General features: G+C 46.5%; 24 protein-coding genes and 1 other annotated feature. Of the genes, 9 read left to right on the plus strand and 15 right to left on the minus strand.

Going from position 1 to position 24,196, the window contains the following annotated elements:
* Positions 1 to 129: 129 nt before the first annotated feature.
* The gene (locus AB4111_RS23625; RefSeq protein WP_442033457.1) at positions 130 to 1,263 is read left to right on the plus strand and encodes an SMP-30/gluconolactonase/LRE family protein; all 1,134 of its coding nucleotides are present in this window, start codon (positions 130 to 132) and stop codon (positions 1,261 to 1,263) included.
* A gap of 251 nt (positions 1,264 to 1,514) precedes the next feature.
* On the opposite strand, the gene AB4111_RS23630 is transcribed toward AB4111_RS23625, so the two are convergent.
* From AB4111_RS23630 to AB4111_RS23665, 8 genes are all read right to left on the minus strand, one after another.
* Positions 1,515 to 2,387: a metal ABC transporter permease gene (locus tag AB4111_RS23630; protein ID WP_442033458.1), complete on the minus strand. Its 873-nt coding sequence runs from the start codon at positions 2,385 to 2,387 to the stop codon at positions 1,515 to 1,517.
* Positions 2,387 to 3,346 carry a metal ABC transporter permease gene (locus AB4111_RS23635; RefSeq protein ID WP_091037906.1) on the minus strand — a complete coding sequence of 320 codons (960 nt, stop codon included), beginning with the start codon at positions 3,344 to 3,346 and terminating at the stop codon, positions 2,387 to 2,389. The genes AB4111_RS23630 and AB4111_RS23635 overlap by 1 nt, the downstream gene beginning before the upstream one ends.
* A 3-nt stretch (positions 3,347 to 3,349) precedes the next feature.
* Positions 3,350 to 4,171 (minus strand): metal ABC transporter ATP-binding protein, encoded by an 822-nt coding sequence (locus tag AB4111_RS23640; RefSeq protein ID WP_442033459.1) that lies wholly within the window; start codon positions 4,169 to 4,171, stop codon positions 3,350 to 3,352.
* Between the two features lie 31 nt (positions 4,172 to 4,202).
* On the minus strand, positions 4,203 to 5,147 hold the full coding sequence (locus tag AB4111_RS23645) for a metal ABC transporter solute-binding protein, Zn/Mn family (RefSeq protein ID WP_442033501.1): 945 nt from the start codon (positions 5,145 to 5,147) through the stop codon (positions 4,203 to 4,205).
* Between the two features lie 237 nt (positions 5,148 to 5,384).
* Entirely contained in the window at positions 5,385 to 7,364 is a 1,980-nt protein-coding gene (locus tag AB4111_RS23650) for a peptidoglycan D,D-transpeptidase FtsI family protein (RefSeq protein ID WP_442033460.1), read from the minus strand.
* Positions 7,365 to 7,726: 362 nt separating this feature from the next.
* On the minus strand, positions 7,727 to 9,763 hold the full coding sequence (locus tag AB4111_RS23655; RefSeq protein ID WP_442033461.1) for a peptidoglycan D,D-transpeptidase FtsI family protein: 2,037 nt from the start codon (positions 9,761 to 9,763) through the stop codon (positions 7,727 to 7,729).
* A 105-nt stretch (positions 9,764 to 9,868) separates the two neighbouring features.
* Positions 9,869 to 10,963, minus strand: a complete 1,095-nt coding sequence (locus AB4111_RS23660; protein ID WP_442033502.1) for a transglutaminase domain-containing protein — start codon at positions 10,961 to 10,963, stop codon at positions 9,869 to 9,871.
* 69 nt (positions 10,964 to 11,032) lie between these two features.
* Positions 11,033 to 11,515 carry an ATPase gene (locus tag AB4111_RS23665; protein ID WP_442033462.1) on the minus strand — a complete coding sequence of 161 codons (483 nt, stop codon included), beginning with the start codon at positions 11,513 to 11,515 and terminating at the stop codon, positions 11,033 to 11,035.
* 188 nt (positions 11,516 to 11,703) lie between these two features.
* Here AB4111_RS23665 and AB4111_RS23670 point away from each other — a divergent pair, with 188 nt between their 5' ends.
* Positions 11,704 to 12,879, plus strand: a complete 1,176-nt coding sequence (locus AB4111_RS23670) for an MFS transporter (protein ID WP_442033463.1) — start codon at positions 11,704 to 11,706, stop codon at positions 12,877 to 12,879.
* 530 nt (positions 12,880 to 13,409) lie between these two features.
* Positions 13,410 to 13,757: a toprim domain-containing protein gene (locus AB4111_RS23675; RefSeq protein WP_192135859.1), complete on the plus strand. Its 348-nt coding sequence runs from the start codon at positions 13,410 to 13,412 to the stop codon at positions 13,755 to 13,757.
* A 68-nt stretch (positions 13,758 to 13,825) separates the two neighbouring features.
* On the opposite strand, the gene AB4111_RS23680 is transcribed toward AB4111_RS23675, so the two are convergent.
* Positions 13,826 to 14,437 (minus strand): SCO family protein, encoded by a 612-nt coding sequence (locus AB4111_RS23680; RefSeq protein ID WP_442033464.1) that lies wholly within the window; start codon positions 14,435 to 14,437, stop codon positions 13,826 to 13,828.
* A 423-nt stretch (positions 14,438 to 14,860) separates the two neighbouring features.
* On the opposite strand from AB4111_RS23680, the gene AB4111_RS23685 reads away from it, so the two are divergent.
* Complete coding sequence (locus AB4111_RS23685; protein WP_253440715.1) at positions 14,861 to 15,841, plus strand: metal-dependent hydrolase; 981 nt, start codon at positions 14,861 to 14,863, stop codon at positions 15,839 to 15,841.
* A 116-nt stretch (positions 15,842 to 15,957) separates the two neighbouring features.
* On the opposite strand, the gene AB4111_RS23690 is transcribed toward AB4111_RS23685, so the two are convergent.
* Positions 15,958 to 16,176 (minus strand): alpha/beta-type small acid-soluble spore protein, encoded by a 219-nt coding sequence (locus AB4111_RS23690; RefSeq protein ID WP_017692386.1) that lies wholly within the window; start codon positions 16,174 to 16,176, stop codon positions 15,958 to 15,960.
* A 121-nt stretch (positions 16,177 to 16,297) separates the two neighbouring features.
* Between AB4111_RS23690 and AB4111_RS23695 the strand changes: the two genes are divergently transcribed.
* Positions 16,298 to 16,498 carry a hypothetical protein gene (locus AB4111_RS23695; protein ID WP_253440716.1) on the plus strand — a complete coding sequence of 67 codons (201 nt, stop codon included), beginning with the start codon at positions 16,298 to 16,300 and terminating at the stop codon, positions 16,496 to 16,498.
* 115 nt (positions 16,499 to 16,613) lie between these two features.
* Here AB4111_RS23695 and trpS read toward each other — a convergent pair whose 3' ends face one another.
* A complete protein-coding gene (gene trpS, locus AB4111_RS23700) occupies positions 16,614 to 17,606 on the minus strand; it encodes a tryptophan--tRNA ligase (protein ID WP_210109824.1) in 993 nt (330 codons plus the stop codon).
* A gap of 74 nt (positions 17,607 to 17,680) precedes the next feature.
* Positions 17,681 to 17,948 (minus strand) — a binding site (T-box leader).
* 244 nt (positions 17,949 to 18,192) lie between these two features.
* Between trpS and AB4111_RS23705 the strand changes: the two genes are divergently transcribed.
* Both AB4111_RS23705 and AB4111_RS23710 read left to right on the plus strand, forming a co-directional pair.
* Positions 18,193 to 19,167 (plus strand): aldose 1-epimerase, encoded by a 975-nt coding sequence (locus tag AB4111_RS23705; protein WP_442033465.1) that lies wholly within the window; start codon positions 18,193 to 18,195, stop codon positions 19,165 to 19,167.
* A 205-nt stretch (positions 19,168 to 19,372) separates the two neighbouring features.
* Positions 19,373 to 19,606 (plus strand): alpha/beta-type small acid-soluble spore protein, encoded by a 234-nt coding sequence (locus tag AB4111_RS23710; protein WP_105601328.1) that lies wholly within the window; start codon positions 19,373 to 19,375, stop codon positions 19,604 to 19,606.
* A 78-nt stretch (positions 19,607 to 19,684) separates the two neighbouring features.
* On the opposite strand, the gene AB4111_RS23715 is transcribed toward AB4111_RS23710, so the two are convergent.
* Together AB4111_RS23715 and AB4111_RS23720 are read right to left on the minus strand one after the other, a co-directional pair.
* Positions 19,685 to 20,098, minus strand: a complete 414-nt coding sequence (locus AB4111_RS23715) for an O-methyltransferase (protein ID WP_442033503.1) — start codon at positions 20,096 to 20,098, stop codon at positions 19,685 to 19,687.
* 287 nt (positions 20,099 to 20,385) lie between these two features.
* Entirely contained in the window at positions 20,386 to 22,182 is a 1,797-nt protein-coding gene (locus AB4111_RS23720) for a M3 family oligoendopeptidase (RefSeq protein ID WP_442033466.1), read from the minus strand.
* Between the two features lie 339 nt (positions 22,183 to 22,521).
* Here AB4111_RS23720 and AB4111_RS23725 point away from each other — a divergent pair, with 339 nt between their 5' ends.
* Positions 22,522 to 22,692 (plus strand): YycC family protein, encoded by a 171-nt coding sequence (locus AB4111_RS23725; RefSeq protein WP_074096390.1) that lies wholly within the window; start codon positions 22,522 to 22,524, stop codon positions 22,690 to 22,692.
* Positions 22,689 to 22,922, plus strand: a complete 234-nt coding sequence (locus AB4111_RS23730) for a hypothetical protein (RefSeq protein WP_110002373.1) — start codon at positions 22,689 to 22,691, stop codon at positions 22,920 to 22,922. The genes AB4111_RS23725 and AB4111_RS23730 overlap by 4 nt, the downstream gene beginning before the upstream one ends.
* Before the next feature lie 12 nt (positions 22,923 to 22,934).
* Here AB4111_RS23730 and AB4111_RS23735 read toward each other — a convergent pair whose 3' ends face one another.
* Both AB4111_RS23735 and AB4111_RS23740 read right to left on the minus strand, forming a co-directional pair.
* Positions 22,935 to 23,666, minus strand: coding sequence for a DUF2225 domain-containing protein (locus AB4111_RS23735; RefSeq protein ID WP_339237587.1), 732 nt, complete (start codon positions 23,664 to 23,666; stop codon positions 22,935 to 22,937).
* Between the two features lie 43 nt (positions 23,667 to 23,709).
* Positions 23,710 to 24,087 carry a globin domain-containing protein gene (locus tag AB4111_RS23740; protein WP_036605723.1) on the minus strand — a complete coding sequence of 126 codons (378 nt, stop codon included), beginning with the start codon at positions 24,085 to 24,087 and terminating at the stop codon, positions 23,710 to 23,712.
* Positions 24,088 to 24,196 lie beyond the last annotated feature (109 nt).

The raw sequence follows: 24,196 nt of genomic DNA on the forward strand, positions 1-24,196 counted from the left end.
TGTTACCAAAAATGTTTGATGCCAATTTTTAATTGGTATTTTTTTGGGTCATCGGTAACATTGTTTCTTTAAGAAAACACTGTATTAAAAGCATACATCGCCCCGCAAACAATATTAGGAGGATTACTAATGTCAACAGAACAAAAACAACGTAAACGTTCCACTGGTCAACAACTTCGTAGATGGAGCCTTGCCCTGCTCGGGGTAATTGTGCTGGGAATCGCTGTTTTTCTGCTGATGCCCGCCCCGGTAGAACCTGCTGCTTGGTCTGCACCTGCTGCTCCTTCTTTTGAGAAGGATGGCCCCTGGAAAGAAAACAACAAACTTAGCTCCGCTGAACTGGTTACAGACCTCGCGAAGTTCCCGGAATTTATCACTTTTGATAAAAAAGGGCGGCTGTATACGGGTGACTCCGACGGCAAAATTTATAGAGTTACCTTTGACGAGGCGGGTAAGGCGCAGCCAGCAGAGGTGTTCGCCGATACCCACGGAACACCTAATGGACTAAAATTTGATGCTGCCGGTAATTTGATTGTGGCGGATATTCAGAAAGGGCTGCTGTCCATTGACCCGATCGGAAATATCGAAGTACTAACCAATGAAGTAGATGGAGGGCCGATCTACCTTGCGAACGAGCTGGACATTGCTCAAGACGGATCGATATATTTCTCCGATACCTCTAACTATGGCAAGGTCATGTTCAAAGAAATCGCCGAGAATAAACCGCATGGACGATTGTTGAAATATGATCCGCTGACCAAGCAAACAACTGTACTGCTTAAGGATTTATATTTTGCTAATGGGGTCGTATTATCTGCCGAAGAAGATTTCGTGCTTGTAGCCGAATCGTATCATTATCAGTTGACCCGGTACTGGTTGAAGGGGCCCAAACAAGGCACCTTTGATATTTTTGCAGAGAATCTGGCTGGGTTTCCGGACAATATCACCCGTGACGCCCAGGGACACTTTTGGGTAGGGGTATTCACAACCCGTCTGTCTTTTGCCGATTACATGCATAGTCATCCTTGGTTAGCGGCGACAATGTCCAAAGTTCCACAGTCCTTGTTAAATGGAGCCAGCGCGCCGGTGAAACATGGACTTGTCGCAGAATATGGACCAGAAGGAGAGATTCTGAATAGCTGGCATGATCCTGAAGGAACATTGTATGGCATCACCACAGCCGTAAGCCAGGGGAAATATTTATATCTCGGAACCGCGCCGGGAGGAAGCCAAGGGGTTCATCGGGTGCCTTTAAAACCGTAAGGATTGTTATATCTATCTAATCTATCTCATTGTCACCTTTAGGCATCCCAATAGCAGCTCACTCCGGCAGGAGGAGCTGCTATTGGGATTAGTGGGATCTTACCGCTTTTATAACTCTGCTATTTATGCATCAACACAGGATTAACGCAACAACCGTTAGCCAACTATCCCATTTAAATGAGTTGAGTGTAAGCAAATTGAGACGAATCAAAAAACCGCCTGCAAGGCAGACGGCTTACAACCTCTATGAATTAACGTGCTGCGAATTTGCGACGAGCGTAACGGAATACGATGCCATGTTTTGGGGACAGCAGCAGTGCGAGAACAAACAAAATCCCAGCAACAGCCACCATGCAGCCCGCAATGGACGCATCCAAGGCGTATGCCATGATGTAACCTCCAACCGAGGAAGCAGCCCCGATCAGGACGGCATACAGAATCATTTTACCCAGACGATCTGTGAGCAGGTAAGCCGTCGCCGCAGGTACAATCAACATCCCCACCACGAGAATTGAACCCACACTTTCAAATGAAGCTACGGACGTCATGGAAACGAGCCCCATAAGCAGATAGTGGAACAACACTACTGGAATGCCGCAGGCAGCAGCCAGCGCCGGATCGAAGGCACACAGCTTGAACTGTTTGTAGAACAGTCCGATGACGACGAGGATGACCAGCAAAGTGATACCCAGCATCCAGACTGCTCTCGGTCCAACATCCGTCCCCCCAAGGGTCAACGTATCCCACTGCACATAAGCGATTTCACCAAACAAGACACAGTCCAGATCCAGATCAATGTGCTGAGCGTTCAAACTAATGAGAATGACCCCTACTGCGAAGAGTGCTGTGAACACAATTCCGATGGAGGCATCAGACGAAAGGCCACCCGCCTGCAAACTCTGTATGAAGAATACCGTCAGTAGTCCAAACACCGTTGCACCGAGCAGCATCCACAAAGAATCTCTGGAACCGCTCCACAGGAAAGCAATCGCAATACCGGGGAGAACCGCATGGCTGATCGCATCACCAACCAGAGCCATACGCCGCAGGATCAGAAAACAACCGAGGATGGCGCAAGCAGAAGATACCAATATGGCCGTCAAGATGATCCAAAATGTTGCCATTACATCTCCCCCCGTTCCTGCTGATTCCGCTGTGTGGCGAGAGTCTGAAGTGTAGCCCGCTCTTCACGCATATACGCGGACTTCGCCTGAATACTGCGTAACCGTCGAGCTAATAATCCACGACGCGGAGCGAGCAAGGCTGATCCGGCAAACAACACTGTAGCCGCAAGAACCGTTACAGGTCCTGTCGGCAGATTAGGTACAAGTGTGCTGAAGATGGTACCTGTCGCTCCACTCAATGCACCAAATATGCCTGCCAACACCACCATCAGTGCGAGTGAGTCGGTCCAGCAACGTGCCGCTGCTGCTGGAGTTACCAGCAAGGCTGCAACAAGAACGACACCAACGGCCTGAATTCCTGCCACCACGGCGATCACCGTCAAGAGCAGGATGAGCTGCTCCAACATGGCAACTGGCAGTCCCATACCTCTTGCAAATCCAGGGTCAAAGCTGACCAGTTTGAATTCCTTGAACCAGGCCAGACAGGCGATCAGTAGTACGAGACATACACCACCCATGACATACACATCCGTCATGACCATGGATGCCGCCTGCCCAAACAAATATTTATCAAGTCCGCTTTGGCTTCCGCTCGCCCCATGTTGGATGCGCGTAAGCATCACTACACCAATCCCGAAAAATACGGTCAGCACGATGCCCATCGCCGCGTCCTGCTTGATCCGGGAGTAGCGTGTAATCCACGAAATTCCGAAGGTAGCGACAATACCGGCCACCAGCGCACCAAACAGGAATAACCCTACGGACTTCGTTTCCGTCAACATAAATGCAATACAGATCCCAGGCAGAGCAGCATGAGCAAGGGTGTCCCCCATCAGACTCTGCTTACGAAGGAAGGTGAAGGAGCCAATAATTCCACTACTGAATCCAAGCAACAAACAGCCAAGCAATATCCAACGTGTATTGGGGTCGGACAAGATGGCAACGATCCAGTTCCACATGCACTACACCTGGCCTTTCTCCGTCCGGCTTCCGATCATGGCAATCCGGCCTCCGTACGTCTCTTGCAGTGTATCTGGTACAAATACTTCGCTCGTCGGGCCACCTGCCACCAGTCGTCCATTGAGCAAAAGCACATGGTCGAAGTATTCCTCGACTGTCGCCAGATCATGGTGAACAACCAGTACCGTCTTGCCTTGTTTCTTCAACTGTTCCAACAGGGAAATGATCGCTTTCTCCGTGGTAGCATCCACACCTGCAAACGGCTCATCCATGAAATACAGATCTGCGTCTTGCACGAGTGCCCGCGCCAGAAAGACACGTTGCTGCTGTCCACCAGACAGCTGACTGATCTGACGGTACATGTAATCGCCCATGCCGACTTGCTCCAGGCAGTGTGCTGCCAGGTCCCTCTCCTTTTTCCCCGGACGACGGAACCAGCCCAGATGACCATACCGTCCCATCATCACTACATCGAGTGCATGCGTAGGGAAATCCCAGTCGACCGATTCCCGTTGGGGTACATATCCAATACGACGCCGTTGTTCCCGGTACGATTGTCCGAAGATCCGTACCTCACCATGCATCTTCGGTACCAGTCCCAGAACGGCTTTGATCAGAGTCGATTTCCCGGCACCATTCGGTCCGAGAATTCCGATAAGCTGCCCTTCCGGGATATCGAAGGATACACTGCTAAGCACCGGCTTTTTGTGATACGCAACGGCCAAATCCCTCACACTAAGAGGAGCCGATGTTGGCTGCGTTCCCTGCAAGTGGCTGTTGTTCAGTTGCGTAGGAGTTTGTTCCGATAAAATGGTATCATTCATAATCCTGTAACTCCTCTCTTCATAGGATTCATTATTTCAGGGCTTCTACAATCGTCTCAACATTGTGGCGAATCATACCGATGTATGTGCCTTCTTCTGTTCCTTCAGCCCCCATGGCATCCGAGAACAGTTCTCCACCAATGCTGACCGTATGCCCTTTTTGAGCTGCACCGGCAATGATGGCTTCCATCGCTTTGGCAGGTACACTCGATTCAACAAAAACGGCTTTGATTTGGTTATCCACGAGGTAATCTCTCAGTTCACTAACATCTTTTGCACCATATTCAGCTGCTGTACTGATGCCCTGAAGCCCCATCACTTTCATGCCATAAGCTTGACCGAAATATCCAAATGCATCATGTGCAGTAACTAATACCCGGCTTGCTTCCGGAATCTCCAGAATCTTCTCACGTACCTCGGTATCTAGGTCTTCGAGCTTCGCCAGGTACGCCTCTGCTTGAGCCTTGTATTCTTCCGCATGATCCGGATCCGCCTCCACGAGCGTATCGCGCGCGGCCTCTGCCGCATGCATCCAGTGGCTGACGTTAAACCAGACGTGTGGGTCATATTCCGTACCGCCTGTATCTTTGCCTGAGTGCAGTTCCTCGACTGGAATGGTCTCTGTAACGGCTGTAACCAGCTTGCTTGAGGACATTTTCTCCAGAATGTCTGTCATTTTACCTTCGAGATGCAGTCCATTATAGAAAATGACTTTCGCTTGTTCCAGCTTGTTAATATCACCTTGGGATGCCTTGTACAAGTGGGGGTCAACTCCTGGGCCCATGAGCCCGGTAACATCAACATATGCTCCGCCTACCTCACGTGCTACGTCCGCAATCATGCCCGTTGTAGCTGTTACTTGCAGCTTGCCGTCGCTGCTCGTCTCCGCATCACTTGAACATGCTGAAAGTATGACAACCAGCACCAGAGCCGCTAGCGTGATGAATCCCCTCTGAATACTCCTCATCTTCACCATTAACAATTCAATCGTCCCCTTTCCCTATCCTAAAAGTATTGTCCACATCTAATTTTGTTGTACAAGGTATTAAGTTTTAATCATGACTAATAATGTTTCCCTTGTGCAAATTTTATCCGAAGCCAAAAAAAAAGGCAAGGGATTATTTCCCCTGCCTGTCCAAATGTACATTTAATTCACTTCATGAACCTTTTGGTTACGATGTTAAAAGAGCTAATTCCCGCGATGTTGTTTGCGTTACTCTTGGTCTTTTGCTTCGTCTTTTTTCCCTTTTGGCGTCCCATCGAGACCATACACTTCATCATATGCATCAAAGATTTTCCGTGCAATCGGCGAGGCACTGACTGACCCGAACCCACCTTCCGGTACAACAACAGCTACAGCAAGCTTTGGATTATCTCGTGGTGCAAAGGCGATAAATACACCATTCTCTTTTTTGTTCGGTCCGGTCCCCTGCTCTGATGTTCCTGTTTTCCGTGCATAATCGTATGGGAAACCGTCAAATGAACTTACTTTAGTAACCATACCTTTATGAACTTCATTCCAGTGCGCATCGGCAAAATCCACTTCGTTGAGTATTTTAGGTTTGATTTCCTTCACTACATTGCCATCCGCATCACGGATTTCCTTCACCAGATGTGGTTCCATCCGTTTGCCTTTATTGGCAAGCATCGTCGTGTATTGTGCGAGTTGCATGGTGGTGTACTTCGCTTGTTGTCCAAACGAGGCAAATGCCAAACGTGTTAGAGCTGATTCCGTTTCATCATTATTATATTCTAAAGTGCCTAGGTATTCTTTGGGTAAATCGATACCCGTAGAGACACCCAATCCGAAATCTTTCATATGTTCATCCCACACCTTAACACCCTTAGTTGAGCCATATTTATTTAACAGGCGCTTACCCACCATATCGATCATGAACGCATTGGAGGATTTCTCGATTGCTCTTCTGGCGGTAATGGAACCATTATAAGCGGAATGCGAGTTTCTCACTTGTCGTCCATCTTTTCCCAGAATGGCATATCCCTGATCATGATAGGTCTGTCCTGCTGTAAATAGTCCCTCTTTTAATCCAATCAGCACACTTAGCGGCTTGATTACTGATCCAAGAAGTACTACGGATTCAGCATGACTAGGCTTAGCATCATTTGGAGGGAACGACTCAGTGGTTCCGTTCCGGAATACAAACTTGATTTTGTCATAATCCCAATCGTTCGGATCATAATCCGGCATACTCGCCATCGCTACCACATTTCCCGTATCCACTTCCATGGCTACTGCATATCCAGTAATCGCCTTCGGGAGTCTGCGCAGTTCGTCCGTAATCGCCTCTTGTGCAGCCATCTGAATTTCCTTGTTGATGGTAGAAACCAGACTGTAGCCTTTCTCCGGTGGAGTCTGTAGCATCGTTCCATCCGGCAGATTACGTGCGTCAATATCAATGGACTGATATCCGCTTCGTCCACGGAGTTCTTCCTGATATTGCAGCTCCAGCCCATCGAACCCAACCTTCTCTTCCTCATGGTACACAAGACCAGGATCACGCTGGGTACTTGCCCCCTCACGGATGGCTTTATATTTGGCAATGGAATCTGGTGCTCGCTTGAACTCTCTTGTGTAACCGACAACCTGAACCGCTACACCATCCGGGTCATATTTCCGTATGTTCTCTTCCAGCACCATCACGCCTGGATATTCCGCCTTTTTCTCCATGAAAAAGGCAATTTCTTTGGTCGATAGATCCGACTTCACCAATCTTGGCACATACCCGAACGTTTTCTGATAATCCAGATCCAGTCGTTTGATGATCTCTTCCGCATCCGGCTGCTCTTTGTCCCCTGGATTAAACTGCTTAAACACAGCCGCCAGATCATGTGCCAGTTCCTCTGCTTCCTGCCTACGTTCATCATTCCGATAATCCTCATACAACAACACATAGAGAGACTGTACAGGTTCGGAATAAGCGAGTGCGACTTCCCCTGTCGCATCATAGATGGGACCACGAACAGGTGCGAGTGGAATGTCTTTGGTATTACGACTCGTTTCCATATACGTCAGTTCAGGACCCTCCACAAACTGCACAAAGGCCAACCTGAAAATGAGGATACTGAAAATGACAAATGCCGCGAAAAAAAACAGATTCAGCCTTGCGGTGGAAGGCTTGTTGACGGGTGTATCTTCCTCGGTCATGGGTTTCTTCCTCAATCGGTTAAACATGTTTTAAGCCTCTCCCGTTCCTCTATAAAAATAAAATATTTAATCCGTATTGTGAACGTGTTTAATTCCTTATTTAATGCTATCTAATACAAGTCTACCAAAGCTTAGCTGTCAAGTCTTTCAATTTTTGGTTACATTTTCGTAAACAGAAACGTACAATGACCAGTCTACCGATTTCAATGTAAACACTGACATATCAACGTTATCCCGTTCTCCGGATCGCGTTTACCCTTCCCTTATATAAACGCGGTACAGCTCATATAGTTACATATTAACGCAACTAATTAACTTACTGAGCCATTCTCCGAGTAAATACAAAAAAAGAGGACCCAAAGGGTCCTCTCTGTAACCAATGCATCACATCACTGTGCGCCTGATTCCGATTCTGAATCTTTATTTTTGTCTTTTTTCGGTACACCGTCGAGACCAAATTCCTCGTCATAGGCATCGAAGATCGCACGTGCAACCGGAGCCGCACTGCTCGAACCAAAGCCCCCTTCGGGAATAACCACAGCGACAGCAAGCTTTGGATTATTACGTGGGGCATAGGCGATAAACACCCCGTTATCCACCAGTTTACCGCCGACGAGTTGCGTCGATGTACCTGTTTTTCTGGCAAAATCATAAGGGAAGCCGCTAAATGCCGAAACTTCGGTAGCCATGCCTCGTTGCACTTCGTTCCAGTAGGCGTCGTTAAACTCTACCGTGCTGAGTACCTTCGGTTTAACTTTCTTAACCACATTGCCTTCCGAATCCCGGAACTCGTTAACCAATTGTGGTTCCATCCGTTTTCCTTTGTTCGCAAGCATCGTGGTGTACTGTGCTAACTGCATGGTTGTGTATTTTCCTTGCTGACCAAAGGAGGCATACACAAGTTTAGTGAGGGAGCTCTCTTCACTTCGGATATATTCCAAATAACCAGGATATTCATTCGGCAGATCAACTTCCGTCTTCACGCCAAGCCCAAACTGCTTCATGTAATCATCCCATACACCAATACCCTCTGAACCATACTTCGAATACAGCTTCTTCCCAATCTCGTCGATCATGAACACGTTCGAGGAATGACGGATCGCATCACGAGGATACATTGCACCATACACATGCCCAGATGAGTTCTGCACTCTACGGTTGTCTCCACCAAAGGTCGTTGAACCTCTATCCGAATATACGGTATTTGTAGTGAAGAAACCTTCTTTCAAACCAATCAATACACTAAGCGGTTTGATCGTGGATCCGAGCAAGACTACAGACTCAGCCCGCTTGCCTGTATCGTCTGGCGGAAAGCCTCGGATCGTACCATTTTGATAGATATATTTTATTTTATCGTAATCTTCATTGCTTATACCGCCGGTTCTCCATACGTTGGTATCATAATCCGGCATACTGGCCGCAGATACGATTTTTCCCGTATCCACTTCCATTGCAACTGCAAATCCGGTCTTGGCATTCGGATGCAATTTACCGGAAACCGGATTCCGATGAAGCCAACTCAACTGATCCAGAATAGCCTGTTCCGTTTTCACCTGAACGTTCTTGTTAATGCTGGAAATCAGGTCGTAACCTTTCTGCGGCGGGGTAGAACCTGCTACACCTTCAGGCAAATTACGCAAATCCACATCAACGGATGTATATCCGCTTTTGCCGCGGAGAGCATCCTGATATTGCAGTTCCAGTCCATCAAAGCCTACAAATTCATTTTCCGTATACACCAGGCCCGGATCCGTTTGCGTTTTATTGGCCTCGTCCACCTCTTTGTATTTGTTCAAGGACTTCGAACTTCTGAACTTCTTCAGATATCCGATCGTCTGAACCGCCACTGTATCCGGATCATAGAACCGCACACTTTCCTCAACAATCTGGATGCCTTTGAACTCATCCTTATGCTGGAGGAAATAAGCGACTTCTTCCTCGGACAGATCACTCTTGATCAGACGCGGCATAAAACCGTTCGCTTTGCGGGAGTTCAAGTCCATCTCTTCAATAATTTGCTCCACTGTAAGTGACTCTGAATCCTTCAGCTTGTACTGTTCGAACACATCATGCAACCGGGTTGCAATATCCTGCACTTCCCCTATGTTAGGACTCGGTTTCCCATCAACATCCCCATAATTCTTATACAGCGTCAGGTATAGAGACTGAATGGGCTTGGAGTAAGCCAACTTCACCTCACCTGTAGAATCGTAGATCGTGCCTCTCACAGGAGGAAGCGGTACATCCTTCGTAATGTTACTTGCTTCTTCCTGACTAAGTTCAGGCCCTTCGACAAATTGCAAAAATGCCAAACGTACAATAATAACGCTAAAGATAACAAAGGAAGCGAAGAAAAATACGTTCATTCGGTAACTGAATCGCCGTTTGTCTGTAAGTTCATCCTTCTCATTGGAATGCTTTTTCATCCATCCTACCTCTTTCATGACTTGATGCATACCGCTCAAACTGATTCTTTTCGGCATGATAACCTGGCAACGTCGTCATATTCCGGACCCATGTCCGTTGTAATGTTAAGCTGATTGATCCTTTAGATGGGTGTCGGCAAAATTCGGAGGATTAAACCAGTCTCCACTGATCGCCCATGTCGGGTCAAGCGGAACCCAGCTCTCGGAATCGCTTAAATACACTTCATTCCATGCATGGGGACCATATCCGCCCTGGCCGTTATACCCAAGTCCTGTAACGACTTTGACTTCGAGTCCTTGTGAACGGGCCATCACAGCATAGAGACGGGCATAATCAATACATACGCCTTTGCGTGTATCAAATGTATTCTGCGGATTCTGTTCATGCCATATGCCCTTTTGTTCATAGTCATCCACTTTACCATAGTCATACTGAATACGTGAACCTACCCAGTCATATAACGCTCTTGCTTTGGCTTCATCCGTCGATTGGCCTTTGACAACCTCACGCGCGGCAGATTCAATGTCCGTCGGAATATTATGGTCAATGACTTCATATTTGCGTTGCAGGATGCCGCCCAGTTCCTTCTGCACAGCCTGTGTAAATACAGGGAGCTTGTCCTTGATAAACGTACCAGACAAAGGTTCGATCACCGATTTGGCCCCTTGCATATAGATGGGAGATGCCTCCACATATCGGCTGAACATACTCCCGGGGTAAAGACTGACAATCATGAACAAGACCGCAATAACTATCATTCCACGGACGGAGCCTATGATTGTGCCAATGATTGCACCCGTCAGCCGACTAAGCATACCTTTCGGCGCACTTTCCTCGGCTGATCCCTGCCTGCTGCTAAGAATAAATGAAGAGAGCAATCCGAGAACCAATCGGATGAGTCCATAACTCAGTACAAATAATACAGCGAACCGCATCAGCGGAAAATCTGCAATCGCCGTAACCAACGTATAATACATCTGTTCCCACCGGTTCAACTCACGGTTAGGCATGGCTGAAGCATACTCAGACAACCACTGCTGTACATATGGTGCAAGCCATAACGTTAAACCGATCGACAACAGAATACCAATAACCGCCATAATGCCATCCATCAGGAATCCGAAGAGTCTGCCTGCTGAACGCGAAGCCCCTCTGGACCAGCCCTGCAATAATGAAGCAGCCACAATCAGCAGCAGCATAATCGTGATGCCATTCAATTCCTTCAGGCTGTCCAGCCAATTCTGCAGCACGTACCGATTCCCCCTTTACTACGATGCTGGTGCTGTTTTGTTCTCCTGTGCCTGTTCGACAAACGTACGGATGGTTTCATTGTCGAGTTTCCATTCGCCAAGTGAAATGCCGCGGAAGGTCACATCGACTTTATCCGATTGCGCTCTGCCTTTAATCTCGACATTGGGACTTGTGATGGTGAACGCTCCATCCTGTCCTTTGACGTATGTCGCTTTGGAAGCTTCTTTAAGCATCATGCTGGTTGCTTCTTTCTTCAATGTGTCCATCGTACTGGATTGTACGTCTGTCACTGTTTGTTTGATCTGATCAATGGAGATGCCGCTGTATATCAGTAGAGCCGCAATAATGATGATGGCAATCAACCATTTCAATACGGTTTTGACCACATTCAGAACAAAGAACAATATGATCAATGCAACCACGATCACCAACCAGTTCTGCATCAGAAACTCTTTGATTACTTCTATGTTCATGATTACACCTTCCGTATTAGAATTCATTTGTAACACTCCCGAATATTATACATGATTTCCGAAGCTGCTGTCAGCTAAGCCCTCTCCCTTAAAAATAAACGGTCTAAGTTCGTCCCGCCAGGCGTACAAGTAGTACCATAAGGATCTGCTGGCGAACGGGAACACGTTCAAGACCTGTAGTTTGCACATGCATCGCTTAACAAGGAGGGGCTTATGTGAAAACGGCCATCTGGCTATACCTTTTTTTGTTCCTTGCTGTATTTGACCTGCACGCCCAGTATCCCATTCTGACCCCTTTTGCCATCTCGCTGGGAGCTGCCCCTACTTTCATTGGCTGGATGATGGGTATCTATTCCTTAACGCATCTTCCTGGCAATCTCATTGCTGGAACACAAATCGATAAACATGGCAGTCGCCGCTACATTGTATTCAGTCTGCTCGGGGCAGGAATCATCCTGCTCTTGCAAGCCTATGTTCAGACACCTTGGCAACTGCTGGCGCTGCGTTCCGTCAGCGGTTTTGTACTGGCCTTCCTGTCTCCGGCATGTCTTGCCCTGCTTGCACAGTTATCCAGTGATCCAGTGAAACAGGGAAAGTATATGTCAGGACACGGGGTAGTACATACCCTCGCTTCTGTGGTATCTCCCGCAGCCGGTGCGATTATTGTGGGTTCCATGGGATTCTCTGCTACATTCTCAGGCTTGGGTTACTTGCTCATTCTTACAGGTGTGATTGCTTTCATGACCATGCCTCGTGGCATCGTCAAGCAGCATGAGAGAGTGACTGAACCTGCCAAACCTGACGTTTCACCAGCAGATGCCAAAAGTGCATTCCTGCCGGTGTCTTGGCGATACTTTGCCCTGCCTCTGGTTATTGCTTGTGCTCAAGGGATTCTCTTCTTCGAGCTGCCCCTGCGGGGAGGAGGGCATTCATCCATCATGTCTACCGGGTTGTTATTTTCCATTATCAGTATTGGAGCTCTCTTCACACTGAGCATGTTATTTCTCAACCGATATTCTCCCAAACTGCGTCTGGTTGCGGGTGTGCTGCTGATGTCCTTGTGTTTTTTTGCAATGGCCGCCATTCCGCAAATCCCGTTGTCTACCGTATTATTTGTACTCGGGATGTCCAAAGGCGTTATCTTTCCAGCTATGGCAACCCTATTTATTCGTCTGAGTGGAGGAAGCAGGTTGGGCCGCATTTTCTCGCTGCAATCCATCGCAACTTCCATCGGCTCATTTATCGGCCCCATCACAGCCGGACAACTCCGTGTTGGGTTATCGCCCTATTTCATCGCCTTTGTTTTGTTAATGATAGGTATGCTGCTGCTTCCATACTATACATCCAGACGCGAAGCTTCCCTCGCCGATCCGAAAAGTATATTAAATTAAATTTCGATCAGTCTCTGTCTCCTTACCGTTATGGCATCAATTAGGCCAGTATTTTCATTAGCTTTGCATCATTCCCCCATTTACAGCTAAACTATATAAAATGGACTACCGTTTTACACGTTGATAAAAGCTAAATGGGAAATCTATCTTCACAATCACCGATGGTTTTATCTTATTGAAGATCATTAAGGTTGAATAATTTGCCAAAAGTAGTGAAGGGGACGGAATCAATTTTGAAGAAGCGGTAGCGTTCGCCTTTGTCTCCAAATATTAACTTTATAAAAGTAAATCAGAAATATATGGAGACAACAGCGATCGGAAGAACGATCCGTAACCGGAACGGCCACTGCTAGCTATTACTGACCTAATGATGCACATGAGATAAGATTTCAGAGAATTGTCTTGATGGGTTGTTCTATCCACTTAGCAAACGTGTAAAGAAAGGAGTCCATTTTATATAATCAGTCGATTTTCGCTGTAACATTTCCCGGGGAATGTCGACATAAGCTCTCGAACAAGAGGTGAATATCATGCCTATTCATGTCATTGTGGAAGGTAAGAATGATCGAAGCAAACTGAAACGTCTGGTTGGACCCGAAATCAACATTTTATGCACGTTTGGAACCCTTAATTCACTTAAGCTGGAGACATTGCGCAAACAAGTCGGATATGATGAAGTTTATTTATTTATGGATAATGACAGTTCCGGCAAAAAAATTAGAGGTGTGCTTCGGGATGCTTTCCCGGATGCAGTTCAGATGTATACACGACGAGGATATGCGGGTGTGGAAGGAACACCTGATGAGTATATCATTGCCCAGCTGGAGAAAGCCGGGTTAGAGACATACATCCAATACCCTGAACATCCTTCCTTTTAAAAGAAATGTCAAAAGGCTGCCTTAGGTTGATATCCAACCTGAAGGCAGCCTTTACAGTTATCCGATGGTTATTCCTTGATCAGATTGCGAATATCCTCGGCAATTACAGCAGGCACAACGTCCTCTGTATTAAACGCATTATATACCTTGCGCAGCTGGTTATTCTGATCCACCAAGCCAATCATATTCATATGGGCAAAATCGTCCTTATTCTCCCCTTCAATCAGGATCTGGAATGAATCCCTGGCGAACTGTTTTGTTTTGTCCATATCCCCTCGCAAGAAGTACCATCCCGAATAATCCGCATGGAAGCGGTCCGCAAACGTCTTAATCTTCTCTCTCGTATCGACTTTCGGGTCGAATGAAATGGATACAAACGAGACATCTTTACCGAAGGTGTCGTTCTCTTTCAACAGATCCTGCACTTGGGATAACGTAAACGTCGTAATAGGGCAGACATCTGGACAACTGGTGAAATAAAAGTAGAACAAACGGACTTTCCCTTGGGTGTCCTCTAGTGATACCGTACTGCCATCTACATTTTCCATGGAAAAGGATTGGATCTCGCGAATCTCGGGTAATTTTTCCTTACTGGCAAATACGGTGCCCCACATCAGATACACAGCCATAATGAGTGCGAGCCCGAGCAGCATCCATGTCCATTTGTACTTTTTCAGCATCTTCCTCTTCCCTTCTGTATCTTCTCTTATGAATACGCATACATATGTGAACTTAAAATCACGTTTGTTTCGCTTCATCCATCTACTGTGACATATGTATTCAAAGAAACCTACTTTTTATGAGATTCTATATTATTGTAACGGTTTGACGTAACAATGCCCATAAATATTTATGAAACATGCTGATCGCGTATGCTCTGGCAAAAATTCTCTCTCTATCCGATATAAAGTTTATCATAGGAAATGCCAAAATAGTTTGACAAACTGCGTACATTTATTGGGTATGGACCAGGTTATTGTCATAACTTTGAAATTAGGGATGTTTTGCATCCGGACAGACGGATATTATACACTATATATGGGTATCACCTAGATAGAGAAGTAATATGCCTTAGAACGATACACCACACAAAGGAGACGTTTATGGATACCTCTACACATTTTGTCATGGGGATTGGTCTAGCTGGTCTGGCTTATGTCGATCCTGTTGTCGCGACGAGCCCCATGCTTGCAGCTGCGGTAATGGTTGGCACAATCGCTGGCTCCCAGGCCCCTGACATCGATACTGCGTTACGTCTCAAGAGCAATTCGCTTTACATTCGGAATCATCGGGGCTTGTCACACTCTCTGCCATTTCTCCTGTTATGGGTTCTGCTCATCACCGGCGTCATTGCCCTGATATTCCCTGGTGTTCCCATTGGACACGTTGCCACCTGGACCGCTGTAGCCGTAGGCGTTCACGTATTTACCGATCTGTTCAATACCTATGGAACCCAAGCCGCCCGGCCTTTTACGGAACGCTGGATCGCCTGGAATATCATTCATATTTTTGATCCGTTTCTATTCACTACGCATGTCGTAGCTATCCTGTTATGGGCCTTTGATCTGATCGCCCCTGCACCACTCTTCGTTACGCTGTATAGTTTGACCGGTTTATATTATATATGGCGAACGATTGCTCGTGCACAAGCGGTCAGAAAAGTCAGACGTCTCGACAACAGCCCAGAACAGGCAAAATACATCGTCATTCCAACGATATCCTGGAATCGCTGGCATGTGGTTAAACGAGTTGAGGACGGCAGTTATGTGATTGGTAAAATGGACGGTTCTAATCTGGTATGGAGTCTGCACGCCTCGTCTTCTACTCATGCGGCTGTTGCTGCTTCACGCAAATCACCGGAAGTCAGTGCTTTCCTCTATTTCACCTCCTATGCGGTGGCAGAAGTGGAAGAACTACCTGCCGGTTACAAGGTCCGCTGGGCAGATGTACGTTATCGACACCGGAAACAATATCCATTTGTCGCAGTAATTGTGATGGATCGGAATTTTGAAACGATTGATACGTATGTAGGCTGGTTAAGCGATGAGAAGATGGATAAAAAACTTTTATCTGCACGCCCTTGACGAAGTGAGCATGGCAAGGCACAATCAGACATAGGAACTGATACGCGAGAAAGCCCGGAGCGTTTCCGCCCCGGGCTTTCTGTTTATCCTGTTTTATTGCTGTTGGTTAAGATGAATTATTTGCCAGACCCAGCCAGAGACTGCTCAGCGATTTGTACCAGACGTTTGGTGATATATCCACCCAAAGATCCTGTTTCACGGGAAGTGTAGTTACCATAGTAACCGTCTTGTGGGATAGTTACACCTAGTTCCTGTGCAGCCTCGATTTTCAATTGTTGCAATGCTGAATTTGCTTGAGGTACCACCAAGTTGTTAGAACGAGATCCTTGAGCCATATTTATAATCTCCCTTCAATCTGTGTCTGTAATGTTAATTGCAAGCTTGCAAGATTATTATGGCTCGTAGGCTTCAGGTTATACGGAGTTTTACTAAATTTGTAGATGGAGGTTTTTCCCAATGAGCAAAGGTTTATCCTTATGGTTCGCATTTTCATCCATTATCTTGTTAACGGTTACAGCAATCACAATCTCTTACTCCGGTTGGCTTGCTACGCTCCTGTTCGTCCTGTCCATTGCCAACATTGGCTGGGGCTTTGTAATTCGTGCCAAAAAAGAACGTCAGGAAGTTCGCTCGGCTACTTCAGAGCCCACTTCTTAAGCAGGTCATTTTCTAACGCATGTTTGAACGCACAAATAAGAGGAGTCCATTAATAGGGCTCCTCTTTATTTATGTTAACTATTCATTTCTTTAACTATAATTTTGTTCAGCAGCACTACAGTTTACGTCTAGGAACAAACCCCATACGTTCTTTCACGGCACTCAACGTTTGAGAAGCAACCTCTTCTGCACGACGAGCTGACGTCTCCAGAACATCGGCCAATTCGCCAGACTCACGAATCTCATTATATCGTTGTTGCAGCGGTTCAATAACAGACACAACCACTTCAGCCAGTTCTTTTTTGAACGGACCGTACATCTTGCCTTCATAACGCTCAGCTACTTCTTTAAGCGTCATACCTGCACATTCAGCGTAGATACTCATCAGGTTGCTAACTTCCGGTTTGTTGGCCGGATCATATACGACTTCACGTCCCGAATCTGTAGTGGCACGGCTGATTTTTTTGCGAATGACATCCGGCGGATCCAGCAGGGCAATATAGCTGCCAGCATTAGGGTTACTCTTGCTCATCTTCGAAGAGGCATCGTCAAGTGACATTACACGTGCACCTACCTGTGGGATATACGGATCGGGAATGGTGAAGTACTCCCCATAACGGTGGTTAAAACGTCCTGCCAGATCACGTGTTAGTTCCAGATGCTGCTTCTGATCCTCACCTACGGGTACAAGATCAGCATTGTATAACAGAATATCAGCCGCCATTAATGATGGATACACAAAAAGTCCTGCACCCACGGAATCTTTACCGGATGATTTATCCTTAAACTGAGTCATGCGCTCAAGCTCACCCATGGAGGTCAGCGTCGTCATCAACCAGCCTAATTCTGCGTGCTGCGGTACATGGGATTGGAGAAATACGTTAGATTTCGAAGGATCGATACCTGCTGCAATAAACAGCGCAGCTACCGCTTCCGACTGTTCACGCAATGCCGCTGGCTCCTGAGCCACGGTGATGGCATGAAGGTCAACCACCATGAAATGACATTGATAGTCATGCTGGAGTTTTACAAAATTTTTGATTGCACCAATATAGTTGCCCAATGTAAGCTTACCGCTTGGTTGAATACCTGAAAGTACTGTTTTCATTGCACTTAACGCCTCCCTGATTGTATATAAAAAGCTCCTGCCATTCTCTGCGAACGCAAAAAGGCCCCACATCCGCAAGGGACGTGAGACCGTGGTGCCACCCTTATTCGCTTTTCTTCCATTGCCCCTGACCCTCAATCAAGTCAAGCTGAAGAAATGCCTTCATTGTTCCGTAACGTGGATTATACGGCAGACTCTAGTGAGGCAAGCTCGTCTCTGGCTTAACCTGTTCAAATCCACACTCAAGGGTCCATTCGGTAAAGAGCTCACACCGGTTCGCATCAACCACCGGCTTTCTGATGAGAATTCTCTTGGCCTACTTATCCCTGTCATCGATTTCATATCATTCAATTTGAATAATTCTTTCAGAGTTCCATCTTAATGCGCACAGGCGCGAATGTCAAAATGAGTTGAACTTTTTTACCCGAGACACTGAAATCTGTTATGATGGAATTGCTTATTATCATGCCTGCTTCACAAGAAGCATCGCAGGAAATAGCTGGCATGTACACAATGACACGCCTGCAGCAGTACAATCATCACAACTGCTTGCAGACAGATTTCAAGTGGGAAAAGGAGCATCGATATGAAACAAGTGACCAAAGGCCAATGGAATGGTTACGACACGTATATCCTACATAGCCGTGAATTGGAAATTACCCTGCTGCCGCGTCTTGGAAATAATATTATTTCTATTCGGGATTTAGTGCAGGACAGAGATATCGTCCGCCGTCCGGATGAAGACGATCTTGCCTTTTATCTGCAGAAGCCGTACCATTTTGGCGTTCCTCTCCTGATTCCACCAGGACGCATTCATCGGGGACAATTCGAATATGAAGGTGTCCGTTACCAGTTCGATCAGAACACGGCGAATGACAACCATATTCACGGTCTCCACCGTACCCAATCCTGGTGTGTCAGTGATATCGAGGAAGATGAAGACGGATGTGCAATTACGACCGAATTATTGACTGAAAATGAAGAACACTGGATGGCTCAATTCCCGATTCCTCTGAAACTTGAGATGACGTTCAGTCTGCAAAACGCTGTATTTAGCCAGCGTCTGCGAGTCACCAATCTGAGCTTAACGCCTGCTCCTTTTGGGATGGGCTATCATACATGGTTTTTGTTAGACGGTAAACCTGCCGACTGGACACTGCAACTTCCTGTTTCCGGAATATACGGTCAGAATGAAGAACAACTACCAACAGGTGAACTGGAATCCCTGGGTGAATGGTCTGCTCTTAACGAAGGCATTAACTTGCAGGGACGTAACTGGGATACCCTGTTGAAAGCTACCGAAGGTGAACCGGCTACGGCTTACTTACGGAGGCAAGATGGATATACCTTGAAATATTCAGCAGATGAAGCATTTTTCAAACACTGGGTTCTCTTTACCAAAGGTGAATCTGATCAGTTCTTGTGCATTGAACCGTACACTTGGCTCCCGGATGCACCTAATTTGGCTTTATCGGATGAACAGACAGGGTTGATTCGCCTGGAACCGGAACAGCCTGTTGAGCTATTTACACGTATTGAGGTTATACCTCCTACAGACTAAACAAGCTTATCACTCTCTATACTGCTTTTAAGCATATCACCAACTATTTTGAAATCCTTATACAACTTGCCGACCCGCATTGGGTCGGCTTTTTTCTGTGATCTGTGCACCGATAATTACCCATATATTCCCTTACGCCATATCATGTATATTTCCTTATTCTCTAACCATACTAACATCACCAACCCATAAGGAGGTGACACATATGTACGGAGGTCAAAACCAAGGTAGCGGTAGCCGCTCCAACAACCTGGTCGTTCCCCAAGCAACTGCAGCATTGCAACAATTGAAAATGGAAGCTGCACAAGAGCTGGGTGTAACTATTCCACAAGATGGTTACTACGGTAACTATACTTCCCGTGAGACAGGTTCTCTGGGTGGATACATCACTAAACGTCTGGTGCAAATCGCTGAGCAGCAATTATCGGGTCGTTCGTAAGCTCGTAATTATTGCTTGAGCTAAGCAGAATCCAAAAGCGGCCTTCTTCGGAAGTGCCGCTTTCTCTTGTGTATCGAATTATGAGGTCGACTCCATATCTGAATCCTTGTATGTATTGGTTCTAGGGTAACGAATCATGAGGCTCGCCATATTGTAATTGGACTCCATTGTTGCATCTACCAGAATCATACCTTGTCTTACAGTAAAGTCGTACGATATTTCGCCATGTGTCCAATTGCGCTTGAATTTCAAAGTCTCCAGTGCCATCGCTCGAAAAGAAGATCTCTGGGTTTCGTTTAGTCCCCCTTCTTCCACATCCATCTGCCCATCCCGTCCAGTTATCGGATTATGTCGAATACCGAACTTCCCAATTACGTTGTTTCGTATTTGCACAAAAACTACCCCTGAATCTAACCCTGACAACTCATGATCAAGCTCTTTAAATACCAAATCTAACTGCCGTGCTAATGAAAGCTGGTCAATTTTCATAATAACACTCCTCCTACATGCTTATAGTCCTATATCACAAGGACTTACGACTCATTATATGACATCATTTGAGCATGTTCAACAAACAACGGTAAACTTGGGTATTTTTAACTATGATTTGCACAATTAATTGCCATAACCCTTCCTTAAAGTGAGTTTTTTCGTTCATTTGCGACAAAATATTTAATTATCAAAAATTAGGATTGCGAACAAAAAGAGGCTGTAACCCCGTGTCTGTTAACACGGAATTACAGCCTTTCATATATATTCATACTATTATGTTCAACCTATTATTTGGTTGCTGTCATCTGCAAAAATTGCTCAATATCGGCAATAACCAAGTCCGCAGCATTTTGCCAGAATTCCGGTTGTGTCAGGTCCGTACCCAGATGTTTCTGCGCAAGTTCTTCGACCGTCATACGCCCTGTATCCCGTAACAAATCATCGTATTTATCTGCAAATGCTGTTCCTTCTTGCTGTGCTCTCGCATAGATTCCTGCACTGAACATGTACCCAAACGTGTATGGGAAGTTATAGAATGGCACACCTGTCAGATAGAAATGCAGTTTGGATGCCCAGAAATGCGGATGATCTGATGCAAGTGCACCACAGAACGCTTCCTGCTGAGCATCCACCATTAATTTGGATAGTTCATCCGCATTAACCAGACCTTTTTTGCGTTGTTCATAGAAACGATTCTCAAACAGGAACCGGGCATGGATATTCATAAAGAAAGCCACACTTCGCTGTATCTTGTCTTCCAGCAAAGCCAGCTTCTCTTGCTCATCTGTTGCCGCCTGTACAAGGGCATCTGCTACAATCAATTCAGCAAACGTGGACGCTGTCTCAGCCACATTCATCGCGTAACGTTGATTCAACGCAGGCAACTCTTCCATAATGTGTTGATGATATCCATGACCAAGTTCATGCGCAAGAGTCGACACATTAGATGGTGTCCCGGAGAAGGTCATGAAAATTCGGGTTGCTTTGCTAAGTGGCAAAGACGTACAGAATCCACCTGGACGCTTGCCTGGGCGGTCTTCTGCTTCGATCCAGCGTTTCTCAAAAGCCATCTCTGCAAAAGAAGAAAGTTTAGGACTGAACTTGGCAAACTGTTCAACAATATTGATGGCTGCCTCATCGTAAGTGATTTTGCCACTCGACTTACCTACAGGTGCGTCTACATCGCTCCAACTGAGCTTGTCTACCCCCAGCAGTTCTGCCTTGCGCTCCAGATATTGAACAAGTGCAGGTTTGGCCCCATTAATCACATCCCACATCGTATCCAGTGTCTGGCGGGACATCCGGTTGATGGCCAGAGGTTCCTTGAGGATATCATCCCAGCCACGTTTCTCATATAACTTCAGACGGAACCCCGCGAGGTGGTTCAGCGTGTCTGCGCAGAAATCTTCGACATCCGTCCAAGCCTGTTCCCAGTTTGCGAATACCGTCTCGCGTACATTCCGATCACTATCACTCAGTTTGTTGGCAGCTTGTCCTGCCGACAGCATGACCATTTCCCCATTTTGCTCAAATGGAATGTTCACCTTGCTGACAATCGTGTTATAGAATTTGCCCCAACCATGGTAACCATCCACACCCAGATCCAGTGCAAGGCCTTCAAGTTCCGGCGACAGCTTCTCACGAGCCAGTGTACGACTCTCGTTTAATACAAATGCCAGCGGCTGAATATCCTCCCGAGCAATCCAAGCGTCCCACACCGAATCTGACGTCTGACTGAGTGTATTATCGAACTTCGATTTGCTGCCGTTCAGCATCGCAGCAATAGAACTGATGGCCCCCTGAAGCTGGGTTGCCTTCTTGTCCTTCTGGTTTTGCGATGAGAGGCAGGATACAAACGCAGATCCTTCCGATATGCGGACATAACAGCTTTGCAGCAGTTCCAAAATGGGATCAAACGCTGTCGTCTCTTCTAATGAAGTCGGTGCAGGTGTTTCGTTCAACAGATGTTGCAGTTTACGTACATCCTCTTCCAGTTCAATCAGATACGCAGCGAATGTCTCGGAGGAAGAACCTCCACTAAAAATGGACTCCAGATCCCATACGGGGTGTAATGGCGTTTTCATTTAATAAGGCACCTCTCTCTATAAATTGGATGGTTAGGATTGAATTAAAAACTGGTTTTATGCGTGCCATATCTCTATACTAGAGAAATAGCTACAGAGGTTGTTCAAAAAGTCCACTTTTGATTACGAATCATGCCTAACGGCATCATCAGCATCGAATATGAAATTCAGCCGAAATAAGCGGATGCTTACGAAGGTTGTTTCCTTTGGAAACAATGTAGTTGCTCACGTAGTTTGCCTACGCTCCGCTACTCCATTTCTAGCTTCATTCCATCTTCTCGGTACTGAAAACCAGACTTTTTGAACATGTATTCATAGTAACTTTCAGGAGGTAAACGTATGAAACCTTTACAAGTATCGGCTGATACAGCCGTCAAATTAGCAGAATCCCTGGGCGTACCTTTGGAACACCTGATGCACATGCCTCAACATATCCTGATGCAGAAGATTGCAGAACTTGCCAAGCAAGAAACCTCCAAACCTTCCGCACCAGAAGGCGAACAAGAATGATTCCGTTTGAGAACAGCTGGCCTTACGATATTGTGATGGGAGACATCTATGTACAGCAATGTCCCTACTGTCATGCAAACAACGTACTGCTCCCCCTCAAACCGAAAGAGCTTGTGCGCATCCGCGAAGGCAAAAAGAAATTACTCGTCTTTCCCTGCTGTAATACCAGCATGACCGTGATCGACAATGACAGTGACTATTTGTTATCCAGCCGTCCTGTCCGTAATTAATGTAAGATCAACCTAGAGGGGGCTGCGCTTCGCAGCCTCTTTGTCTGCTTCAAGCATCTCTTCAGGCAACTCCATCTTACCGGAGATCATCTGTTCACGCAGCACGGCCCACTGTTCCCTTGAAGCACGAATCATGGCCGCATCGGTGATCCGCTTGTCATGAATGACCTTGCTGAACCATTGCACTGCTTCATTAAACCGTCCTACCCTGCGGTTCAATTCCCCGAGCAAATACAACAGTTTGGCTTCATTGCCACCCGTTCCTTCCCGTTCGAACACCTTCACATAAGCTTCAAGGCTAAATTCGAGAAAACGATGTTCCTGTGCATGGTCCTCCATATAACGATACAACCAAGCTATATGATGTAACAGACCAGCGACGACACGGTCTTTCTCCTGTATAACCTGTGCGCACAGCAAGGCAAGCTTGTACGTAGCCAGCGCCTGGTCCAGTGTCCGAGCTCCGCTATAGTCACGTTTTACCCAGCGATTACCGATCTGTTCCTTAAAAGCCTTGCGTTGAGCATCATTCAAATGCTCCGTTGCGTTCTCCGTGGAAGCAAACCCGCACTGTGGACAGATGCGAACTACATAAAAATCCGGATTCTCCAGCTTGTAATAAGCACAAAAATCTGAATCTGTCCGGTATGGCCTTTTCAAACTCGGTCTTACCCGTGAAGTGTCATACTCGGTTTCGCAATAATGACAAGTCACTTTCACCTTATATAGCGGCTCTAATTCCAATCTCTTCCATCCCTCTCCCGTACACTTATAATCATATTCGGAACTACGGTGTATTCACAAAATGATGTGCAGGCCCGGATAAACGCTGCAGGATAAACGAGTGCAAGGGCTCCTCCACACCGATCTGAGTTAAAGCTTGATCCATACATGCAAGCCAAGCCTCAGCCCGTTCAACCGTCACTTCAAAATGCATATGACGGGCACGCATCATCGGATGTCCAAACGCCTCGGAAAACAGCCCTGGTCCTCCAAAAAACTGAGACAAAAACATATACTGCTTGTCGATAACCGGCTGAATATCCTCCGGGAAAAGCGGAGCCAGTTGCTCATTTTGCTGAACGATTGGATAGAAGGCCTCGACCAGTGCGCGAACACCTTTCTCACCGCCAAGATTGTCATAAATACTCAAACTGGGATTCATTCCTCTGATTCCCCTTTCTGATGTCGAATTTTGCCATATATTACACGTTCCATGAACATTGTGAAAACAGTAACAATATCCAGGCCACAGAAGCCTTTATCTCCATTCT

The organism is Paenibacillus sp. 2KB_22 (genome assembly GCF_052115745.1).
Taxonomy (GTDB): domain Bacteria; phylum Bacillota; class Bacilli; order Paenibacillales; family Paenibacillaceae; genus Paenibacillus.